The sequence below is a fragment of the Streptomyces sp. NBC_00490 genome (assembly GCF_036013645.1).
Taxonomy (GTDB): Bacteria; Actinomycetota; Actinomycetes; order Streptomycetales; family Streptomycetaceae; genus Streptomyces; species Streptomyces canus_F.
In genome coordinates this window covers 158,631-173,437 of record NZ_CP107869.1, presented here as the reverse complement: position 1 = coordinate 173,437, position 14,807 = coordinate 158,631, and the positions used below count along the sequence as shown (strand labels likewise).

The following is a 14,807-nucleotide window of genomic DNA, read 5'->3' as shown; positions in this document are numbered from 1 at the left end:
AAACGTGGCAACCATCCAGGGCGTGGCGAAGGCCGCCGGGGTCTCGGCGATGACCGTCTCCAATGTCATCAATGATCACCCGAACGTGCGCAGGGCGACGCGGGAGAAGGTCCTCGAGGCGATGGCCCGGCTCGACTACCGCGGCAATCTGGCAGCCCGCAACCTGCGCAAGGGCCGGACCGGCATCATCGGTCTCGCCGTTCCGGGGGTCAACAGTGCGTACTACGGCGAGTTGGCTGCCGCCATCGTCGCCGCGGCCGTGCGGTACGACCTGCGGGTGAGCATCGAGCAGACCGGTGCGCTGCGCGAGAACGAACTGGCGGCGCTGTCCGACATGTCCATCCTGCGCCACACCGGATACCGGCAGGCACTGGAGGATGCCGGTCTGCGGGTGGATCCCGCTCTGACCCAGAGCATGGAAGCGTTCACGATGCGGGCGGGTGCACAGCGCGCCCGGGAGATGGTGGAGAGCGGGCTCGGCTTCGACGGTGCGTCTGCGTGACGGACACCCTGGCGATGGGCGTGCTGCGCAGTCTCGCCGACGTCGAGGTGCAGGTCCCCGAGCAGGTCGAGGTGATCGGCTTCGACAACGTCGAGAGCAGCGAGTTCCTCGTCCCCTCACTGTCCACCATCGATCCGGATCACGGCGCCATGGCCGAGCGGGCGGTCGCGCTCCTCGCCCGGAGGATCGGCCAGGCCGAGCTCCCGCAGGACCGGGAGGAGTTCGTCAGCCACTTCTCCCTGGTGGTACGGGAGTCGACCAGCGGCTGACCCGGCAGCCGCCCGCCCGACACAGAGCTGCTGACCGGCCATCAGGTTTGGCTGGGAGGACCACTACGACATGCTCAGCGCTTCGGCCGGGCCGTGCTGCCGCGGACGGTGAGGGTCGTGGCGATCTCGGTGCCGCCCTGCTGGACCTCCTCGCGACGGCCGAGGGCGAGCGCCAGTTCGGTCGCGGCGGCTGCCATCTCGTTGAGGGGCTGGTGCACCGTGGTCAGCGGCGGCTCGGCCCATGAGGCGATCGGCAGGTCGTCGAAGCCGACCACGCTCAGGTCGCGGGGGACGGACAGCCCGAGTTCTCCGGCGGCCTGGTAGACGCCGAGCGCCTGCGGGTCGGAGACGGTGACGAAGGCGGTGGGCCGCTCGGGGAGGGCGAGCAGCTCGAGCGCGGCGGCCCGGCCGCCCTCGCGAGTGAAGGGGGAAACGGCCAGCAGCTCGGGATCGTGCGCCAGTCCGTCCTGGGCGAGCGCCGCGAGGAAGCCCGACTGCCGGGGCACGATGACGGGCTGGCCGGTGCCGCTGATCATGGCGATGCGGCGGTGCCCCAGGTCCAGCAGGTGCCGCATCGCGGCCTGCCCGCCGCGGAAGCCGGTGGAACCCACGAACGGCACCTCGTCGGGGAGGTCGTCGAGCGGATCGATGATGACGAAGGGAATGCCCGCCGCGGTCAGCTGCTCGCGTTCCTCCGGCGAGAGCCGGTTCACCGCCAGGACGCAGTTCGGCCTGCGGCCGGCTGTGTCCTCGATCGAGCGCCCCGGTGGGCCGTCACTGCGGACCTCGGAGACCATCACCACGGCCCGGTGCTTGCGCGCTGCCCGCTCCACCCCGCGGATGACCTCAACCGCCCACAGGCTGTCGAGCTCACGGAAGACCAGCTCCACGACGTTGCTGCGGTTGCCGACCGGCTTGCGGTAGCCGTGGAGGGTGATGAGTTCCTCGACGCGCGCGCGGGTCTGGTCCGAGACGCCGCCGCGCCGGTTGAGCACCTTGGACACGGTCGGAATGGAGACGCCCGCCGATTCTGCGATGTACGCGATCGTGACGGCGCCCGCTTCCGCGCCCGCTTCCGCCCGGTCGTCCGTCGCCTTCATGCCGTCCCGTTCGTCGTGGCGCCGTGCTGCCGCGGAGGCGCGGTGCTCTGGCGGACCACCAGTGCGGTGGCGATCTCCACCCCGGTCTGGGGCAGTTCCCCGCCCCGGCCCAGCGCGAGCGCCAGGCCGGCGGCGGTGGCTGCCATCTCCCGCAGCGGCTGGTACACCGTGGTCAGCGGAGGATCGAGCAGCGCCGCGACCGGCAGATCGTCAAAGCCTACGACGCTCAGATCGCCGGGAATGGACAGCCCCAGCTCCCTGGCGGCCTGGTAGACGCCGAGCGCCTGCATGTCGGAAGCGGCGAAGATCGCGGTCGGCGGGTCGGGGAGCGAGAGCAGCTGCCGTGCGGTCGCATGGCCGTCCTCGAAGGTGATGGGCGTCCAAGGCGTCAGCCCGGGCTCCGGGGACAGGCCGGCCTCGGCCAGCGCGGCGAGGTGGCCGGCCTGCCGGGCCACGCAGTAGGGGTGGTCAGGACCGTTGATCATGGCGATGCGGCGGTGCCCGAGCCCCAGCAGGTGCCGCGTCGCCGCTTGGCCGCCGCGGAAGTTCGTGGAGCCGATATAGGGAGTGCCCTGCGACAGCTCGGTGATCGGGTCGTAGACGACGAAGGGGATGCCCTGCGCCGTCAGCTGCTCGAGCGCCGAGGCCGGGAGGGGCCGCACCGACAGGCAGGGGGCTCCGGCGCGCAGGGGCAGCAGCTCACCGGAACGGGCCGCGAATCCGCTCACCACGAGCCCGACCCGCTGCTCCCGCGCGACGGCTTCGATACCCTGCAGGATCTCCTCGCTCCACATGTTCGTCAGCTCGTGAAAAACCAGCTCGACGAGCTCGCTGTTGTCACCCGGCCGGTCGGCGCCGTGGTGCCGCAGCAGTTCCTCCACGCAGGCGCGGGTGCGCTCCGGCAGGGCGTGGTGGTCGTCCGACGGTGTCGGCGTCGGCGGCTGCGGGGCCGGGGTCGGAGCCGGGAGGTCGGCGGGATCGGTCATGCAGGCGATCGTGATGGACCTCCGAGTGTCGCCCGGAGCGGCCAGGTCCTCGCCCTCGCCTTTGTCCGTCACATTCGCCTCCTGGTTCACACCGGTGCGTCCACGACCGCCGCCCTTGCCCGACAGGCCCGGCCTAGGAGCGGCCTGCCTGCCTGCCGGGGCCATTGTGGCACTTCACGGCACCGGGCAGGGATCGGCACGAGGAAGCGCTCGCCCTGGACGAGAAGACACTACAGACGCGGCGTCGGGTGTTGGGGTTGGAGAATCCGGACACGCTGGGCACGGCGTCGAACCCGGCGATCTGGTTGGCGGATATGGGTCGGGTGGAGGAGGCGGTGGTGTTGGCGGAGGAGACGCTGGCAGCGCGGCGTCGGGTGCTGGGAGAAGGCCACCCCGATACCCAGACGACAGCCAGGTGGCTGGAGTCGTTGGGCGAAGAACCGGAGCGTCCGGGGCCGGGTAGGGACCCCGTAGTGACCCCGCCACCCGGCCCCCCGATGCCGGGGATGGATGCTGGTGAACGCGGGGCCGGTCAAGGGCCGCTGGTCATAGGGTGGTTGGTGACGTACAGCGGCACGGTGCGGGGGCACGGATGACTGATACGGGGGCGTCTGACAGCACGTCGGACCAGGTGTGGTTCATCAGTCATGCGGGTGCGGATCGGGCGTGGGCGGAGTGGGTCGGCTGGCAGCTGCTCGACGCCGGGCACCAGGTGGAGCTGGACTACTGGGACTGGGGTGCGGGCGACAACTTCGTGGTGAAGATGAACGCTGCCCTCGAGCGGGGGCGGCTGCTGGCGTTGTTCTCTCCTGCGTATTTCGAGCCGGAGCGGTTCACGACGCCGGAGTGGACGGCGATGGTGGCGATGCGGGAGAAGATCACCCCGGTCCGCCTTTCCGCGGTGGAGCCGCCGGCGATCCTGCGCCAGCTGCTGTGCCGGGACCTGTTCGGCCTGAGCCCGGTGGAGGCGCGCAGGGTGTTGCTGGAGGCGGTCGACGGCCCGTCCCGGCCGACCGTCGAGCCGCCCTTCCCCGGGCCCGCCCCGGACCGTGGCGGGGTGTTGCGGCAGGTGGGCGCCAGTAGCCCGCGTCTGCCGGGGAGTCTGCCGCGGGTGTGGAACCTGCCTGCCCGCAACGCGTCCTTCACTGGCCGCGACACCCTCCTGGTCCAGTTACGCCAGGCCCTGGCGGCGGACAGCCGGGTGGCAGTGCAGGCCCTGCACGGCCGTGGCGGGGTGGGTAAGACGCAACTCGCGATCGAGTACGCCTACCGGTTTGCGGGCGAGTACGAGCTGGTGTGGTGGGTGGCCTCGGAAGACCCCGCGCTCATCCCCGACCAGCTGGCCGCGCTGGCCCTGCACACGGGTGCCGCGCCCGCGGGCACACCGTCCGCCGACGCGGTCTCCGCGCTGCTTGCCGAACTGCGGACACGCTCGCGCTGGCTGCTGGTGTTCGACAACGCCGAAGACCCCAACGCGCTCGCTGCGTTCCTGCCGGGCGGCCCCGGACACGTGCTGATCACCTCCCGCAACCCGCACTGGAACAGCTACGCAGTCCCTCTCGACGTCGACACACTCTCCCGCGCCGAGTCGGTGGCGTTGCTGCGCGCCCAGGGCGCGGTCCTGGCTGACGCGGACGCCGACAACATCGCCGCTGTCCTGGACGACCTTCCGCTCGCCCTCGCGCAGGCGGCCGCGCTGCTGACCCGGGGTCTGTCGGCGGCGGACCTGAAGGAGGAGCTGGCGGCGAACCTGGTCCAGGTGATGGCGCAAGCCCATCCGCCCGGCTACCCGACCGCGTTGGCCGCGCAGGTCCGCCTGACCCGCACCCGCCTGGCGACCGACCACCCCGGGGCCGCTGCGGTGGTGGAGGCGCTGGCCCTGCTGGCACCGGAACCTTTCGCCCTCACCACCTGCGCCGGTCACCTCCCCGACCAGACTTCCCCGCTCCTGAAGGAGACGGTGGGTTCGCGGCTGGCGGCGGTGGGGGCGGTGGAGGCGGTCGCCCGGCACGGTCTGGCCCGCGTCCAGGGCGGCACCCTGCAGCTGCACCGCCTCACCCAGGAGATGCTCGCGGGTCAGATGACCAGCCAAGAGCACGACCAGGCGGTGGCCGATGCCGAAGCGCTCCTGACGGCGGCCAACCCCGGTCGGGCCGGTGAGCCGCGGTTCTGGCCGGCTTGGCAGGTTCTGCTCCCGCACGCCCTGGCCCTCGACCCTGCCCGGCTCACTAGCAGCCGGGGGCGGTTTGTGGTGGGGGAGGCGTGCTGGTATCTGATGGACCGCGCTCAGGCCCGTCCGGCCCGGGAACGGCTGCAACGGCTGTATGACACGTGCCTTGAGCAGCTGGGCCCGGACCACGAGGACACCCTGCGGGCCGCCCACAACCTCGCCTTCGCCTACAGCGGCACCCAGGATCACGAACGCGCCCGCGCCCTGGACGAAGACACCCTCGTCCGGTACCGACGCCTTCATGGTGACGACCACCCCGTGACCCTGGCCAGCGCTCACAGCTATGCCGTTCGGCTGTGGGAGCTGGGACGGTATGAGGAAGCCCTCGCGCTGGACGAGAAGACGCTGCAGACGCGCCGTCAGGTGTCGGGGTCGGAGCATCCGCACACACTGCTCATGGCGACCGCACTGGCCATCCAGTTGACGTCTGTGGGTCGGGTGGAGGACGCGGTGGTGTTGGGGGAGGAGACGTTGGAGGTGCAGCGTCGGGTGTTGGGGTTGGAGCATCCGGCCACGCTGCGCACGGCGTCCAACCTGGCCGCCGATCTGGCGTCTGTGGGTCGGGTGGAGGATGCGATGGTATTGGGGGAGGAGACGTTGGCGGCGCGGCGTCGGGTGTTGGGGTTGGAGCATCCGGACACACTGCGCACGGCGTCGAACCTGGCCATCTGGTTGGCGTCTGTGGGTCGGGTGGAGGATGCGATGGTGTTGGGGGAGGAGACGTTGGCGGCGCAGCGTCGGGTGTTGGGGTTGGAGCACCGGGCCACGCTGCACACGGCGTCGAACCTGGCCATCTGGTTGGCGTCTGTGGGTCGGGTGGAGGATGCGGTGGCGTTGGGCGAGGAGGCGTTGGAGGTGCAGCGTCGGGTGTTGGGATCGGAGCACCCGGACACACTGAACACCGCGAACAATCTGGCCGTGTATCTGCGGGACGTGGGTCGCGTGGAAGAGGCGCGTGCTCTGGGCGAGGAAACGCTTGAGCGTCGGCGGCGGGTGCTAGGTGAGGATCACCCTGAGACCCGCCGTACTGCTGCCTGGGTGCAGAGGTTGGTGAAGGGGCGGGGAGAGCCATGAGCGGGTGAATGAAATCAGTCCTGTGTTCTGCCGCCCTGCACCGTCTACCAGCGCATGTCCAACGCGCTGAGAGCCTCACGGCGTTCCGCACTCAGTTTGGCGGCCCGGGGGCCGGCGTTGGCGACGAACGACCCCAGCCCGAGCAGCTCGCCGTCGACGTCCTCCCGGTGCTGGCGGGGTACGCGGAGGTGTCCTTCGCGGGCGTGGAACTGTTGTGCGGCGGTCATGGCGCGTTCCCACAGCTCATCCTGGGACTTCCTCACCGGCCGGAGCTTTGGTCCATGCTCGGGGTCGACACCGGGACTCTCGAGGAGGTAGTGCTGGGCCGGTGTCAGCTTGTCCCATCCAGCCGTTTGGCCGGCGAGCCACACTCCGAGGTCCTTGCTCCGGACGACGATGGCCCGGCCGGACGCGGCCCGCCTGCCTGCATGTGCGCGAGCAACAACCGGTAGCTGCGCTGCCAGCTGATCTCCCACCCCTCCGGCGCCCACCCGGAGTCGATCTCGTTGAGTGCCTCCATGCGGCTCTCGGACAGCTCCCCGGCATAGGAGACGCCAGTCTCCCCGTTTGCGCGGCGTGCGGCGTTCTCACGTGTCTTGCGGGTCGCCGCCCGTTACTGCCTCGTCGGCACTGGGCTGGGTAGAACGACCCGAAACTGGCGCAAGATCAAGGTCGTCAGGATGATGGGCTCGTTCCGAGAGCAGAGATGAGCAGGCACGTACGAGCACGCGGAGGATTCTGCTGCGGTCCCTGCCGATGGGCGTGGGCGTGCTCGCTGCCGGTTTGTGGGTGATCATGCTGGTGCTGTTCGCCGTCACCAGCTTCGTCGTCGGATTCGCGGTCGATGCGGTGGCAGGCGACCGGGACCACTGACGGCGGGTCAGCGCGTCGCCCACGCTCCTTGGGCAAGCCTGATTCCAGCGGGCTGGGCCACCTCAGCAAGCCTCCTTGGCCGCGGAGGTTTCCACACCCTGCTCGTCGCGGAGCCAGTCACGCAGGGCGGGGTGGTCCAGGTGACGACCCCTGCGGCGGCCGATCCGTCCAGCGGGTCGACCAGCTCGGCGCGGTCCTCGGGATTCAGGATCCTGGCGTGCCGACCGGGCCGGGGCGCGTCCGGCAGCGCGTCCAGCCCGCCCTTCTCGAAGCGGTGGACAGCGCCACGGACAGTGACCGGGTTGCACTCCAGCAGGTCGTCGACCTCGGTCACCGTCCTTCCCCAGTCGAGCAGCCGGACGCAGTCCGCACGCAGCCGGGTATGCCGGGCCAGGCCGCGTCGGCCCAATAGCTCACGCAGGTCACGACGCTGATCATCGGTCAGCTCGACATGGAGGTTCTTCGGCATCGCGTCCCTCCCGCAGGACGCCTGCCCACACACCGCAGCCGACATCACCCAGACCGCTTAGAAGGTCGAGCAGTCCAGGAGTCGTCCGTCAGTGGTACCGATGAGCAGGCGGCCGGGTTCGGTGACGGTCAGCGCGGTCGCCACGACGGGCACTTCGGCCACAACCAGGTGTTGGCGCCAGCGGACGTTGCCGTCATGGAGATCGAGTATGACGAGCTCGCCGTCGTCGTATGTGACGTAGACGGATTCCGTGTCGCAGTCGAGGTCCGTGGCTTTCCGGTCTGTCCGGAATACCCATGGCGGCTTCTCTGCGGCCACTGTGCGCCGTACGACGAACGATCCACCTGGCTGCAATCCGTGGGCGTGGTAGACAGTGCCGGCATGGATCAGGTCGCCGTCTGCGGTCTCCACGCCGGGACCTGCGAAATGTGTCTCGCCAGGATTCCAGGAGTAGGGAGACAGGCGACGGATCTCCGCCTTACTGGGCTCACGCGGACGTTCGGCGACCGGTTTGCTCTTCGGTTCCACTGCCGCGAGCCAGGTTTCACCTGATCCGGCTTTCTGTCCGTTTTTCCTGGGGACACTTTCCCGGAAGTAGACCCGGCTGCCACGCCGGATACGCAATCTGCTTCGCGCTCCGTTCCTGCCGGCGGGTGCAAGGGCGGGTAGGCCGTCAGCACATCGCACCAGGGACACCGCGCCGCCGGTCGGAGTGAAGCGGTCGAGCCGCGCCCCGTCCTGGAGCGCCAGTCGAACCACGGCCTGAGCGTGTTCCTGCCATGGGGGCCGCATCAGGCCGACCCAGGCCGATCGCTCATCTGCGGCTACGACAAGGTCGCGGCCGCCACCGTCGTCCTGAACAGCCCATTGTCGCTGTCCTGAGGGCAACCAGGCTTCCAACTGGATCCCGTCGAGGGTCGCCACGATCCTGCCGTCGGACAGCTCCTCGACTGCGCGGACGTTGCGACGCGGGTCCCATTCGCTACTCAGGATGGAGACCGCCTGACGTGCTTCTTCTCGACGATCGGTGCGCGGGGCCGCTATTCGTGGTCCGGTCAAGTCGTGCTCGGTGAGCGACCGGGGCGGTACGGCCCTCCAGTCGGGCCGGCGCACTACCGCAACGTGCCCCTCATTCCGCGCGTCTTCGTCCTGCCAGTCGTCATACGGCGCCATCAGTACGCGTAGTTCCTGCTCGCTGAGCCACTCCAGGCCCAGGACCTGGCGGCCGAGTTCGTGCTCTATGAGCGATGTGCTCCTGCCTGTTTCCAGGTCCAGAAGGAGCAGTTCCCCTTCGAAGAAGAAACCGCCGTCGTAGCCGCCTGTACCGACGGCAAGCAGGGGGAGCCGGGGATGGAAAGCCATAGCATGTACCGGATACCGCGCACGGAGAAGGGCCCGGCAAGCCAGATTGCCGGTCTCGTAGACACCGACAGGCGCGATGCTGCCGAAGTCGGGGACGCCCGCCACCGCCACGTGTGTGCCTGCCACTGCCAACAAGCCGCGGCGCTCGTCGTCGACGGCGAGGACTGGATCACCGACCTCGGCGAAGGGCCGGTCACCGAGGATTCGATGGATGCGGAACGAGATGGTCATGGCAGTGATCTTCGCAGCGGCGAAAAGCTACGTGAAGCCACGGGCGTCCAGAAGCTGAACAGAAGAACTTGACAGGGAAGACCACGATGACGGGCCGGAACCCCCGCAACTGCGCGACCAGTTGGACGATGACTTCGTCCAGGGGTGGGGTGTGTCAATTTAACTTTAACGGCTGATCTTGGTTGTTCGGTGGTCAGTTGTTGCTCGGGATCAGGCGGCACTCGAAAGCGATCTGGAACGCGTTGAGAGGTGCTTTCCAGCGCATGGTCCACCGCTTGCGGCCCTTGCCCGTCGGATCCAGGCTCATCAGGCCATGTAGATGCACTTGAGGGCGCGGCCTCGTGGGGGAAGTGCCCGCGGGCGCGGACGGACCTGCGGATGCGTGCGTTGACGCTCTCGATCGCGTTCGTGCTGCAGACGACCTTGCGTATCTCGACGTCGAAGGAGGAAGGGCACGAACTCGGCCCAGGCATCCGACCACAGCTTCACGATCGCCGGATACTTCCGGCCCCAGGATTCCTGGAACTCCAGGAACCGCTCCGTCGCGGCGTCCTCGCTGGGTGCGGTGTAGACGCGTTTGAGAGCTCCTGCGACCTTGTCCCAGTCCTGGCGGGCGGCGTATCGGAACGAATTGCGCAGCAGGTGAACGACGCACGTCTGGACGATTGTGCGTGGCCAGATGGTCTCCACGGCCTCGGGGAGTCCTTTGAGCCCGTCGCAGACAAGCATGAGCACGTCGTCCAGGCCGCGGTTCTTCAGCTCGGTGAACACGTGCAGCCAGTACTTGGCTGTCAGCCGCGGTGTCCGGCCCGGCCGAGCCGGACGGGCCGCGACCGGCCGGCCCGGACACTCCCGGCACCGACAACACCGTTCACTCCAGGAGCGACTCGAAGCCGCAGGTTGGAGCGGGCGCCGATCGCCGAGAAGCGCATCGCCGATCTCGAAGCCCGACTTCTCGAACAGGCCCGCGAGGAGGATCGGACCGGCTTTGGGCAGTAGCGGGCTGAGGGCTGTGTTCGGTGCAGGCATCCGTGCGTTCGTCTAACGGTGGTTTTGCAGTTCTGGTGCTCTCGCGCTTGGCAGTCAGGATGGCTGGACCTGGTCGAAGAGGGCGAGGGCTTCGGCGGGGTCCGGGCTCACGAGGCGTTCCAGACCGGCCGTCGTGATCTTCGCCCACCTGCTGGCCCGTGCCCACATCTGTTCCTCGAAGGCGCGGAGGGCCTCGTCCAGATCTGAAGGGCCGGTGGCGATGGACTCGGCGAGTTCGGCGCCTTCCAGCATCGCGAGGTTCGCGCCCGCCCCCAATGGGGGCATCAGATGGGCGGCATCGCCCAGTAGCGTCACCCCGGGGACGTGGGTCCAGGTGTGGGACACGGGCAGGACGTAAAGGGGGCGGTGGACGAAAGCGGTGCCGTAGTGGAGCAGGTCGAGGACGGGAGCAGCCCAGCCGTCGAACAGCGCCAGCAGGCTCGATCGCACGGCCTCGACGGCCAGGTCCAGGTTCTTGTGCCAGTCCAGCGGCGCGCGGAACTTGGCGTACACCTTGACGTGGCCGCCGCTGTTGCGCTGGGCGACGAGGCTTCGGTTCACGCCGTACACAGCCAGGGAACCGTCGCCGATCAACCGGGCGAGGTCGGGGCGGCGGGTGTCGATGTCGTCCAGGGAGGTCTCGACATAGGTGACGCCGGTGTACTGCGGCGTCACGGACGAGACCGCCGGGCGGACCCGGGACCAGGCGCCGTCCGCGCCGACCACGAGGTTGAACGTCTCCTGGCGCCCGTCCGCGAAATGGACCAGCACGCCATCCCGGCTTCCCGGCACTACCTCCGTCACACCCCGGCCCCACTGGACGTCGAGAGGGCCGAGCAGCAGGTCACGGAGTTGCCCGCGGTCGATCTCGGGATTGGCCCGGACATCTGGACGGGGTTGCCAGTCGCGAAGCACGGTCCCGTCCGTGTCCAGGATGCGCATGGCCTGCCCCTCGGGACGGGACAGCGCCTGGAACTCCGACAGCAGCCCTGCCTTGTCCAGCGCCAGCTGGCCCAGCCCTTCGTGCAGGTCCAGCGTGCCGCCCGGGGGGCGGGCGTCGGGGGCGGGATCGCGTTCAAGGACGGTGGCGGCGTGACCATGACGGTGCAGGACGCGGGCGAAGGTAAGGCCGGCGGGGCCGCTCCCGACCACAGCGATACGATGTCTCATGTCGATACACTGTATTTGCTCGCTACGATGCATCGCAACAGTCGATACATCGCAATAGTTCGGAGTGATCATGACCGTGTGGGACCGGCCGGAGCCGCCGACTCGCCCCGTGCCGCTCGACCGGGAGCGGATCGTCGCCGCCGCCATCGCGCTGGCCGACGAGGGCGGCCTTGCGGCGGTGTCGTTGCGTAAGGTCGCCGCCCGGTTGGAGGCCGGCCCGATGCGGCTGTACGGATACATCTCCACCAAGGAGGAGCTGTTCGACCTCATGGTGGACAAGGTCCAGGCCGAGATCCTCCCCGAGGAGCAGCCCGGCGACTGGCGGGAGGCGCTGCGCGTCCTCGCCCACCGCACCAGGCAGGCCGCCCTCCGTCATGAATGGCTGGCCGACCTGCTCGGCGGCCGCCCGGCCCTGGGTCCGAACGGCCTCGCCGTGGCCGAGTCCACCCTGTCGGCCCTCGACGGCCTTGCCGACATCGACACTGTCATGCGCGCCGTGGAGACTGTCAGCGCCTACTTCACGGGCGCGATCAGGCGCGAGATCACGAATCTGCGGGCCGAGCGTTCCACGGGCATGTCCAAGCACGACTGGCAACGCGCCCGTGGCCCGCACTTGACGAGAGTGTTGGCCACGGGCCGCTTCCCGGCGCTGGCCAAGGCCGTGTACGACGGCACGGACGTGGACGCCGAGACATCCTTCGCGACCGGCCTGGAGTGGGTCCTCGACGCCGTGGCCGCCCAGCTCACCCGGCCGTCGGCGTGACGCTCAGCCCTGGCGAATGTGAGCGAGGTCGGGGTCGCTCGGACCTGACCGGCTGATAGCGAGGTGTCGAGTGGGAGGGCGCATAGAACACATCAGTGAGTGGATGGCGGCTTGCAGTCCGTCGGTGCTGGACGCGCTTGGTGCTGCTGGGTGGAGAGCAGATCGCAAGATCGCCATTGCGGGCTGGACGCGGCAACTGACGGGTGTCGGGTTCGAACTGAACGACGTGGCGGTAGCGGTCTGGGCCGAGTTCGGCGAACTGATGATCAGGGTTTCCTCGAGCCGTGTCCCTGGTCACCACGGAGAGAATTGCAGCCCTCTGGGCATGTGGTCGAGCCAGTTCCTTGCGTACATCTCAGCCAGCGGTCGCGTCATCGCCGTGGGGCCGAAGTGCTTCTGGCCTCTGGGTTCTAACTTCATGGAGGCGTTGGCCTACGTGGTGGACGGCGATGGGGGCGGCAGTCGTGCGGCGCAGGCGGACTGGCTCGCCGATTGCCTGCCCCGCCTGCCCCGCCAGTCACGGCGCATGCGCCAGGTCCGGTGCCAGGGGCCCCGGGTACAGTCGGCTCGCTGCTCAGCCCGCGCCGGACCGGGCATCGCGGTCCGAAGGCTTCCTCGTCGTGTTCCGGCAAGGGAATGCCATGACCAGTGTCCAGGAACCGCCCGAGTCGGCCGTGCCCCTCACCGGAGCACCAGGCGAAGCCTCCGCCGAGGACCGCGTGGCGCGGATACGGAGACGTCTGGAGCGGCTGATCGGGATCGCCGCGACCGAGGGCAATGCGTTGACTGTGCTGCGCAACGGGGACGAGATATTCCCAGCGATGCTGACCGCGATCCGGTCCGCCGAGCACACGGTCGACATGATGACCTTCGTCTACTGGAAGGGCGACATCGCTCGCGAGTTCGCCCAGACCCTCGCTGAGCGCGCCCGTGCCGGGCTCAGGGTGCGACTGCTGCTGGACGGATTCGGCAGCCGGCTGATCGAGACGGATCAGCTTGAGGCGATGGAGCGGGCGGGGGTGCAGGTGGCGTGGTTCCGCAAGCCGCTCTACCTCTCCCCGCTCAAGCAGAACCACCGCTGCCACCGCAAGGTCCTCGTCGTCGACGAGGAGACCGCCTTCACCGGCGGGGTGGGGATCGCGCAGGAGTGGTGCGGAAACGCCCGCAACCCGCACGAGTGGCGCGACACCCACGTCGAGGTCCGCGGGCCGGCGGTGGACGGCATCGCCGCCGCGTTCGCGCAGAACTGGGCCGAGTGCCACGACGAACTCTTCAACGAGAGGGACCGGTTCATCGGCCACCGCCCGCAGGGGGACGCGATCGTGCAGGTGGTGCGCGGCTCGGCCAGCTTCGGCTGGCAGGACATGCAGACCCTCATACACGTGATGCTGGCATCGGCCGAGGAACGCTTCCGCCTGGCCACCGCCTACTTCTCCCCGGACTCGTACTTCATCGAGCTGCTGTGCGCCGCCGCGCGACGCGGCGTCGAGGTGGAGATCGTGCTGCCCGGGCCGCACACTGACAAGCGGGTCTGCCAGCTCGCCGGGCAGCACTTTTACGAGAACCTCACCGCGTGCGGGGTGAAGATCTACCAGTACCAGCCGACGATGATGCACACCAAGGTCATCACCGTCGACCGCGTCGCCGCCCTCATCGGCTCGACGAACTTCAACCGTCGCTCCCTCGACCACGACGAGGAGGTCATGCTCGCCGTCCTGGACCCGGAGTTCACCGCGACCCTGGACGAGCACTTCGACGCTGACGCGGCGGCCAGTGAACTGATCCGGGCGGGCCGGTGGAAGAGACGCTCTGTCCTCCAGCGGGCTCGTGAAGTGGCCGTCCAGCCCATCCGCCGGTTCCTGTGACATCTCGCAGGCTCTTGCTGCCAGGTCAGCGCGGCGCCAGCGAATTCCCGCATAAGAATCCACAAACGCGCAGGCTTTGGTCGCGTCCCCGGCCGTGGTGTACCCGATCACGACCCGCTGTCTCCGGTCTCCGGCCCGCCAGGTGTGTTCCGCCATGGGGTGCCCGGCAGTTCTCGCCGGTCGCAGCGGCGCAAACCCAATATGCCGTGCGGCAAAATCGATCGGGGCCGCGACCTGGGCGTTCGGCACCTTGATCGGCTACACCACGTGGCGGGACACCACCCAGGCTTTCGGGGCATGACGGAATTCTGGCAGGTTGACTACGACTGGTCCCCGTTCGTCTGCTCTGCGTGCGTGCATCCGGGCGAGACTCACCTGGGCTCCACCAGCGACATCGGCACCTGGTACGCCGGCACCTGCTGCTACGGCTAGCACCTTGGGGGCCAGGTCTCCTTCACCCAGCCGGCCACCGCCGCTTCGTCCCGCTCGATGGCCCGTCGCGCAGGCGCCTGACATGACCGTGCCGCCGCAGCAACTCCCACACTCCGCGGATCGACAACGACATCCCAGGTGATCCGCGATCAGGAGTTGCACCCGCGAGAGCGTCCACCGCTCGTCCGTCCAGCCCTGAGCCATCGCGCCTGTCAGTAACAGCGGCTCGAGCACGGCGAAGTCGCTGTCGCTGATCTTCGGCCGTTTTGCAGGCACTGAAGGACGCAGGGCCTGCCGCCCTCCCTCGCGCCAGGAGCGGCGCCACCGCTCCACCGACCGGGTACTGGCCCGCAGTTCTTTCGCGATCACCGTGTTCTTCTCGCTGGCTACCTCGCCAAGGTGACCCCTGCAGGCAGCAATGACTAGCGACAGATTTAAGCCGGTGATTTCAG

General features: G+C 68.9%; 13 protein-coding genes and 3 pseudogenes. 8 read left to right on the top strand and 8 right to left on the bottom strand.

What is annotated here, in order from left to right; translation table 11 throughout:
- The first annotated feature begins 4 nt into the window (after positions 1 to 4).
- Positions 5 to 502: a LacI family DNA-binding transcriptional regulator gene (locus OG381_RS00790; protein ID WP_327714115.1), complete on the top strand. Its 498-nt coding sequence runs from the start codon at positions 5 to 7 to the stop codon at positions 500 to 502.
- Positions 499 to 771 (top strand): substrate-binding domain-containing protein, encoded by a 273-nt coding sequence (locus OG381_RS00785; protein ID WP_327714114.1) that lies wholly within the window; start codon positions 499 to 501, stop codon positions 769 to 771. Before OG381_RS00790 ends, OG381_RS00785 begins: the two co-directional genes overlap by 4 nt.
- Positions 772 to 845: 74 nt before the next feature.
- On the opposite strand, the gene OG381_RS00780 is transcribed toward OG381_RS00785, so the two are convergent.
- Together OG381_RS00780 and OG381_RS00775 are read right to left on the bottom strand one after the other, a co-directional pair.
- Complete coding sequence (locus OG381_RS00780) at positions 846 to 1,871, bottom strand: LacI family DNA-binding transcriptional regulator (RefSeq protein WP_327714113.1); 1,026 nt, start codon at positions 1,869 to 1,871, stop codon at positions 846 to 848.
- Positions 1,868 to 2,929 (bottom strand): substrate-binding domain-containing protein, encoded by a 1,062-nt coding sequence (locus OG381_RS00775; RefSeq protein WP_327714112.1) that lies wholly within the window; start codon positions 2,927 to 2,929, stop codon positions 1,868 to 1,870. Before OG381_RS00775 ends, OG381_RS00780 begins: the two co-directional genes overlap by 4 nt.
- 92 nt (positions 2,930 to 3,021) lie before the next feature.
- On the opposite strand from OG381_RS00775, the gene OG381_RS49440 reads away from it, so the two are divergent.
- Together OG381_RS49440 and fxsT are read left to right on the top strand one after the other, a co-directional pair.
- Positions 3,022 to 3,453: a tetratricopeptide repeat protein gene (locus tag OG381_RS49440; protein ID WP_443061848.1), complete on the top strand. Its 432-nt coding sequence runs from the start codon at positions 3,022 to 3,024 to the stop codon at positions 3,451 to 3,453.
- Complete coding sequence (fxsT, locus tag OG381_RS00770; protein ID WP_327714111.1) at positions 3,450 to 6,161, top strand: FxSxx-COOH system tetratricopeptide repeat protein; 2,712 nt, start codon at positions 3,450 to 3,452, stop codon at positions 6,159 to 6,161. Before OG381_RS49440 ends, fxsT begins: the two co-directional genes overlap by 4 nt.
- Positions 6,162 to 6,205: 44 nt before the next feature.
- Here the strand turns inward: fxsT and OG381_RS00765 are convergent, their stop codons facing one another.
- The 5 genes and pseudogenes from OG381_RS00765 to OG381_RS00745 all read right to left on the bottom strand — a co-directional run bounded on the left by OG381_RS00765 (position 6,206) and on the right by OG381_RS00745 (position 11,295).
- On the bottom strand, positions 6,206 to 6,424 hold the full coding sequence (locus tag OG381_RS00765) for a helicase associated domain-containing protein (RefSeq protein ID WP_443061847.1): 219 nt from the start codon (positions 6,422 to 6,424) through the stop codon (positions 6,206 to 6,208).
- A 617-nt stretch (positions 6,425 to 7,041) separates the two neighbouring features.
- Positions 7,042 to 7,503 carry a helix-turn-helix domain-containing protein gene (locus OG381_RS00760; RefSeq protein WP_327714109.1) on the bottom strand — a complete coding sequence of 154 codons (462 nt, stop codon included), beginning with the start codon at positions 7,501 to 7,503 and terminating at the stop codon, positions 7,042 to 7,044.
- Between the two features lie 57 nt (positions 7,504 to 7,560).
- The gene (locus OG381_RS00755) at positions 7,561 to 9,096 is read right to left on the bottom strand and encodes a hypothetical protein (protein ID WP_327714108.1); all 1,536 of its coding nucleotides are present in this window, start codon (positions 9,094 to 9,096) and stop codon (positions 7,561 to 7,563) included.
- 193 nt (positions 9,097 to 9,289) lie between these two features.
- Positions 9,290 to 9,924 (bottom strand): annotated as a pseudogene (locus OG381_RS00750) (IS256 family transposase); the annotation flags it as partial.
- Positions 9,925 to 10,179: 255 nt separating this feature from the next.
- Positions 10,180 to 11,295 carry an FAD-dependent oxidoreductase gene (locus OG381_RS00745; protein WP_327714107.1) on the bottom strand — a complete coding sequence of 372 codons (1,116 nt, stop codon included), beginning with the start codon at positions 11,293 to 11,295 and terminating at the stop codon, positions 10,180 to 10,182.
- Between the two features lie 70 nt (positions 11,296 to 11,365).
- Here OG381_RS00745 and OG381_RS00740 point away from each other — a divergent pair, with 70 nt between their 5' ends.
- The 4 genes and pseudogenes from OG381_RS00740 (at position 11,366) to OG381_RS00730 (ending at position 14,355) form a co-directional block, all read left to right on the top strand.
- Positions 11,366 to 12,058 carry a TetR/AcrR family transcriptional regulator gene (locus OG381_RS00740; RefSeq protein WP_327714106.1) on the top strand — a complete coding sequence of 231 codons (693 nt, stop codon included), beginning with the start codon at positions 11,366 to 11,368 and terminating at the stop codon, positions 12,056 to 12,058.
- A 103-nt stretch (positions 12,059 to 12,161) separates the two neighbouring features.
- A pseudogene (locus tag OG381_RS49435) lies at positions 12,162 to 12,347 on the top strand (SUKH-3 domain-containing protein); the annotation flags it as partial.
- Between the two features lie 352 nt (positions 12,348 to 12,699).
- Positions 12,700 to 13,923: a phospholipase D-like domain-containing protein gene (locus OG381_RS00735; RefSeq protein WP_327714105.1), complete on the top strand. Its 1,224-nt coding sequence runs from the start codon at positions 12,700 to 12,702 to the stop codon at positions 13,921 to 13,923.
- Positions 13,924 to 14,220: 297 nt separating this feature from the next.
- A complete protein-coding gene (locus OG381_RS00730; RefSeq protein ID WP_327722767.1) occupies positions 14,221 to 14,355 on the top strand; it encodes a hypothetical protein in 135 nt (44 codons plus the stop codon).
- 267 nt (positions 14,356 to 14,622) lie between these two features.
- On the opposite strand, the pseudogene OG381_RS49430 reads toward OG381_RS00730, so the two are convergent.
- A pseudogene (locus tag OG381_RS49430) lies at positions 14,623 to 14,724 on the bottom strand (helix-turn-helix domain-containing protein); the annotation flags it as partial.
- Positions 14,725 to 14,807: the final 83 nt, after the last annotated feature.

Excerpts from the sequence above, each read along its gene's own strand:
- OG381_RS00735 (WP_327714105.1), top strand. The coding sequence starts at position 12,700 with ATGACCAGTGTCCAGGAACCGCCCGAGTCGGCCGTGCCCCTCACCGGA.
- OG381_RS00755 (WP_327714108.1), bottom strand. The coding sequence starts at position 9,096 with ATGACCATCTCGTTCCGCATCCATCGAATCCTCGGTGACCGGCCCTTC.
- OG381_RS00730 (WP_327722767.1), top strand. The coding sequence starts at position 14,221 with ATGACGGAATTCTGGCAGGTTGACTACGACTGGTCCCCGTTCGTCTGC.
- fxsT (WP_327714111.1), top strand. The coding sequence starts at position 3,450 with ATGACTGATACGGGGGCGTCTGACAGCACGTCGGACCAGGTGTGGTTC.
- OG381_RS00760 (WP_327714109.1), bottom strand. The coding sequence starts at position 7,503 with ATGCCGAAGAACCTCCATGTCGAGCTGACCGATGATCAGCGTCGTGAC.
- OG381_RS00740 (WP_327714106.1), top strand. The coding sequence starts at position 11,366 with ATGACCGTGTGGGACCGGCCGGAGCCGCCGACTCGCCCCGTGCCGCTC.
- OG381_RS00745 (WP_327714107.1), bottom strand. The coding sequence starts at position 11,295 with ATGAGACATCGTATCGCTGTGGTCGGGAGCGGCCCCGCCGGCCTTACC.
- OG381_RS00780 (WP_327714113.1), bottom strand. The coding sequence starts at position 1,871 with ATGAAGGCGACGGACGACCGGGCGGAAGCGGGCGCGGAAGCGGGCGCC.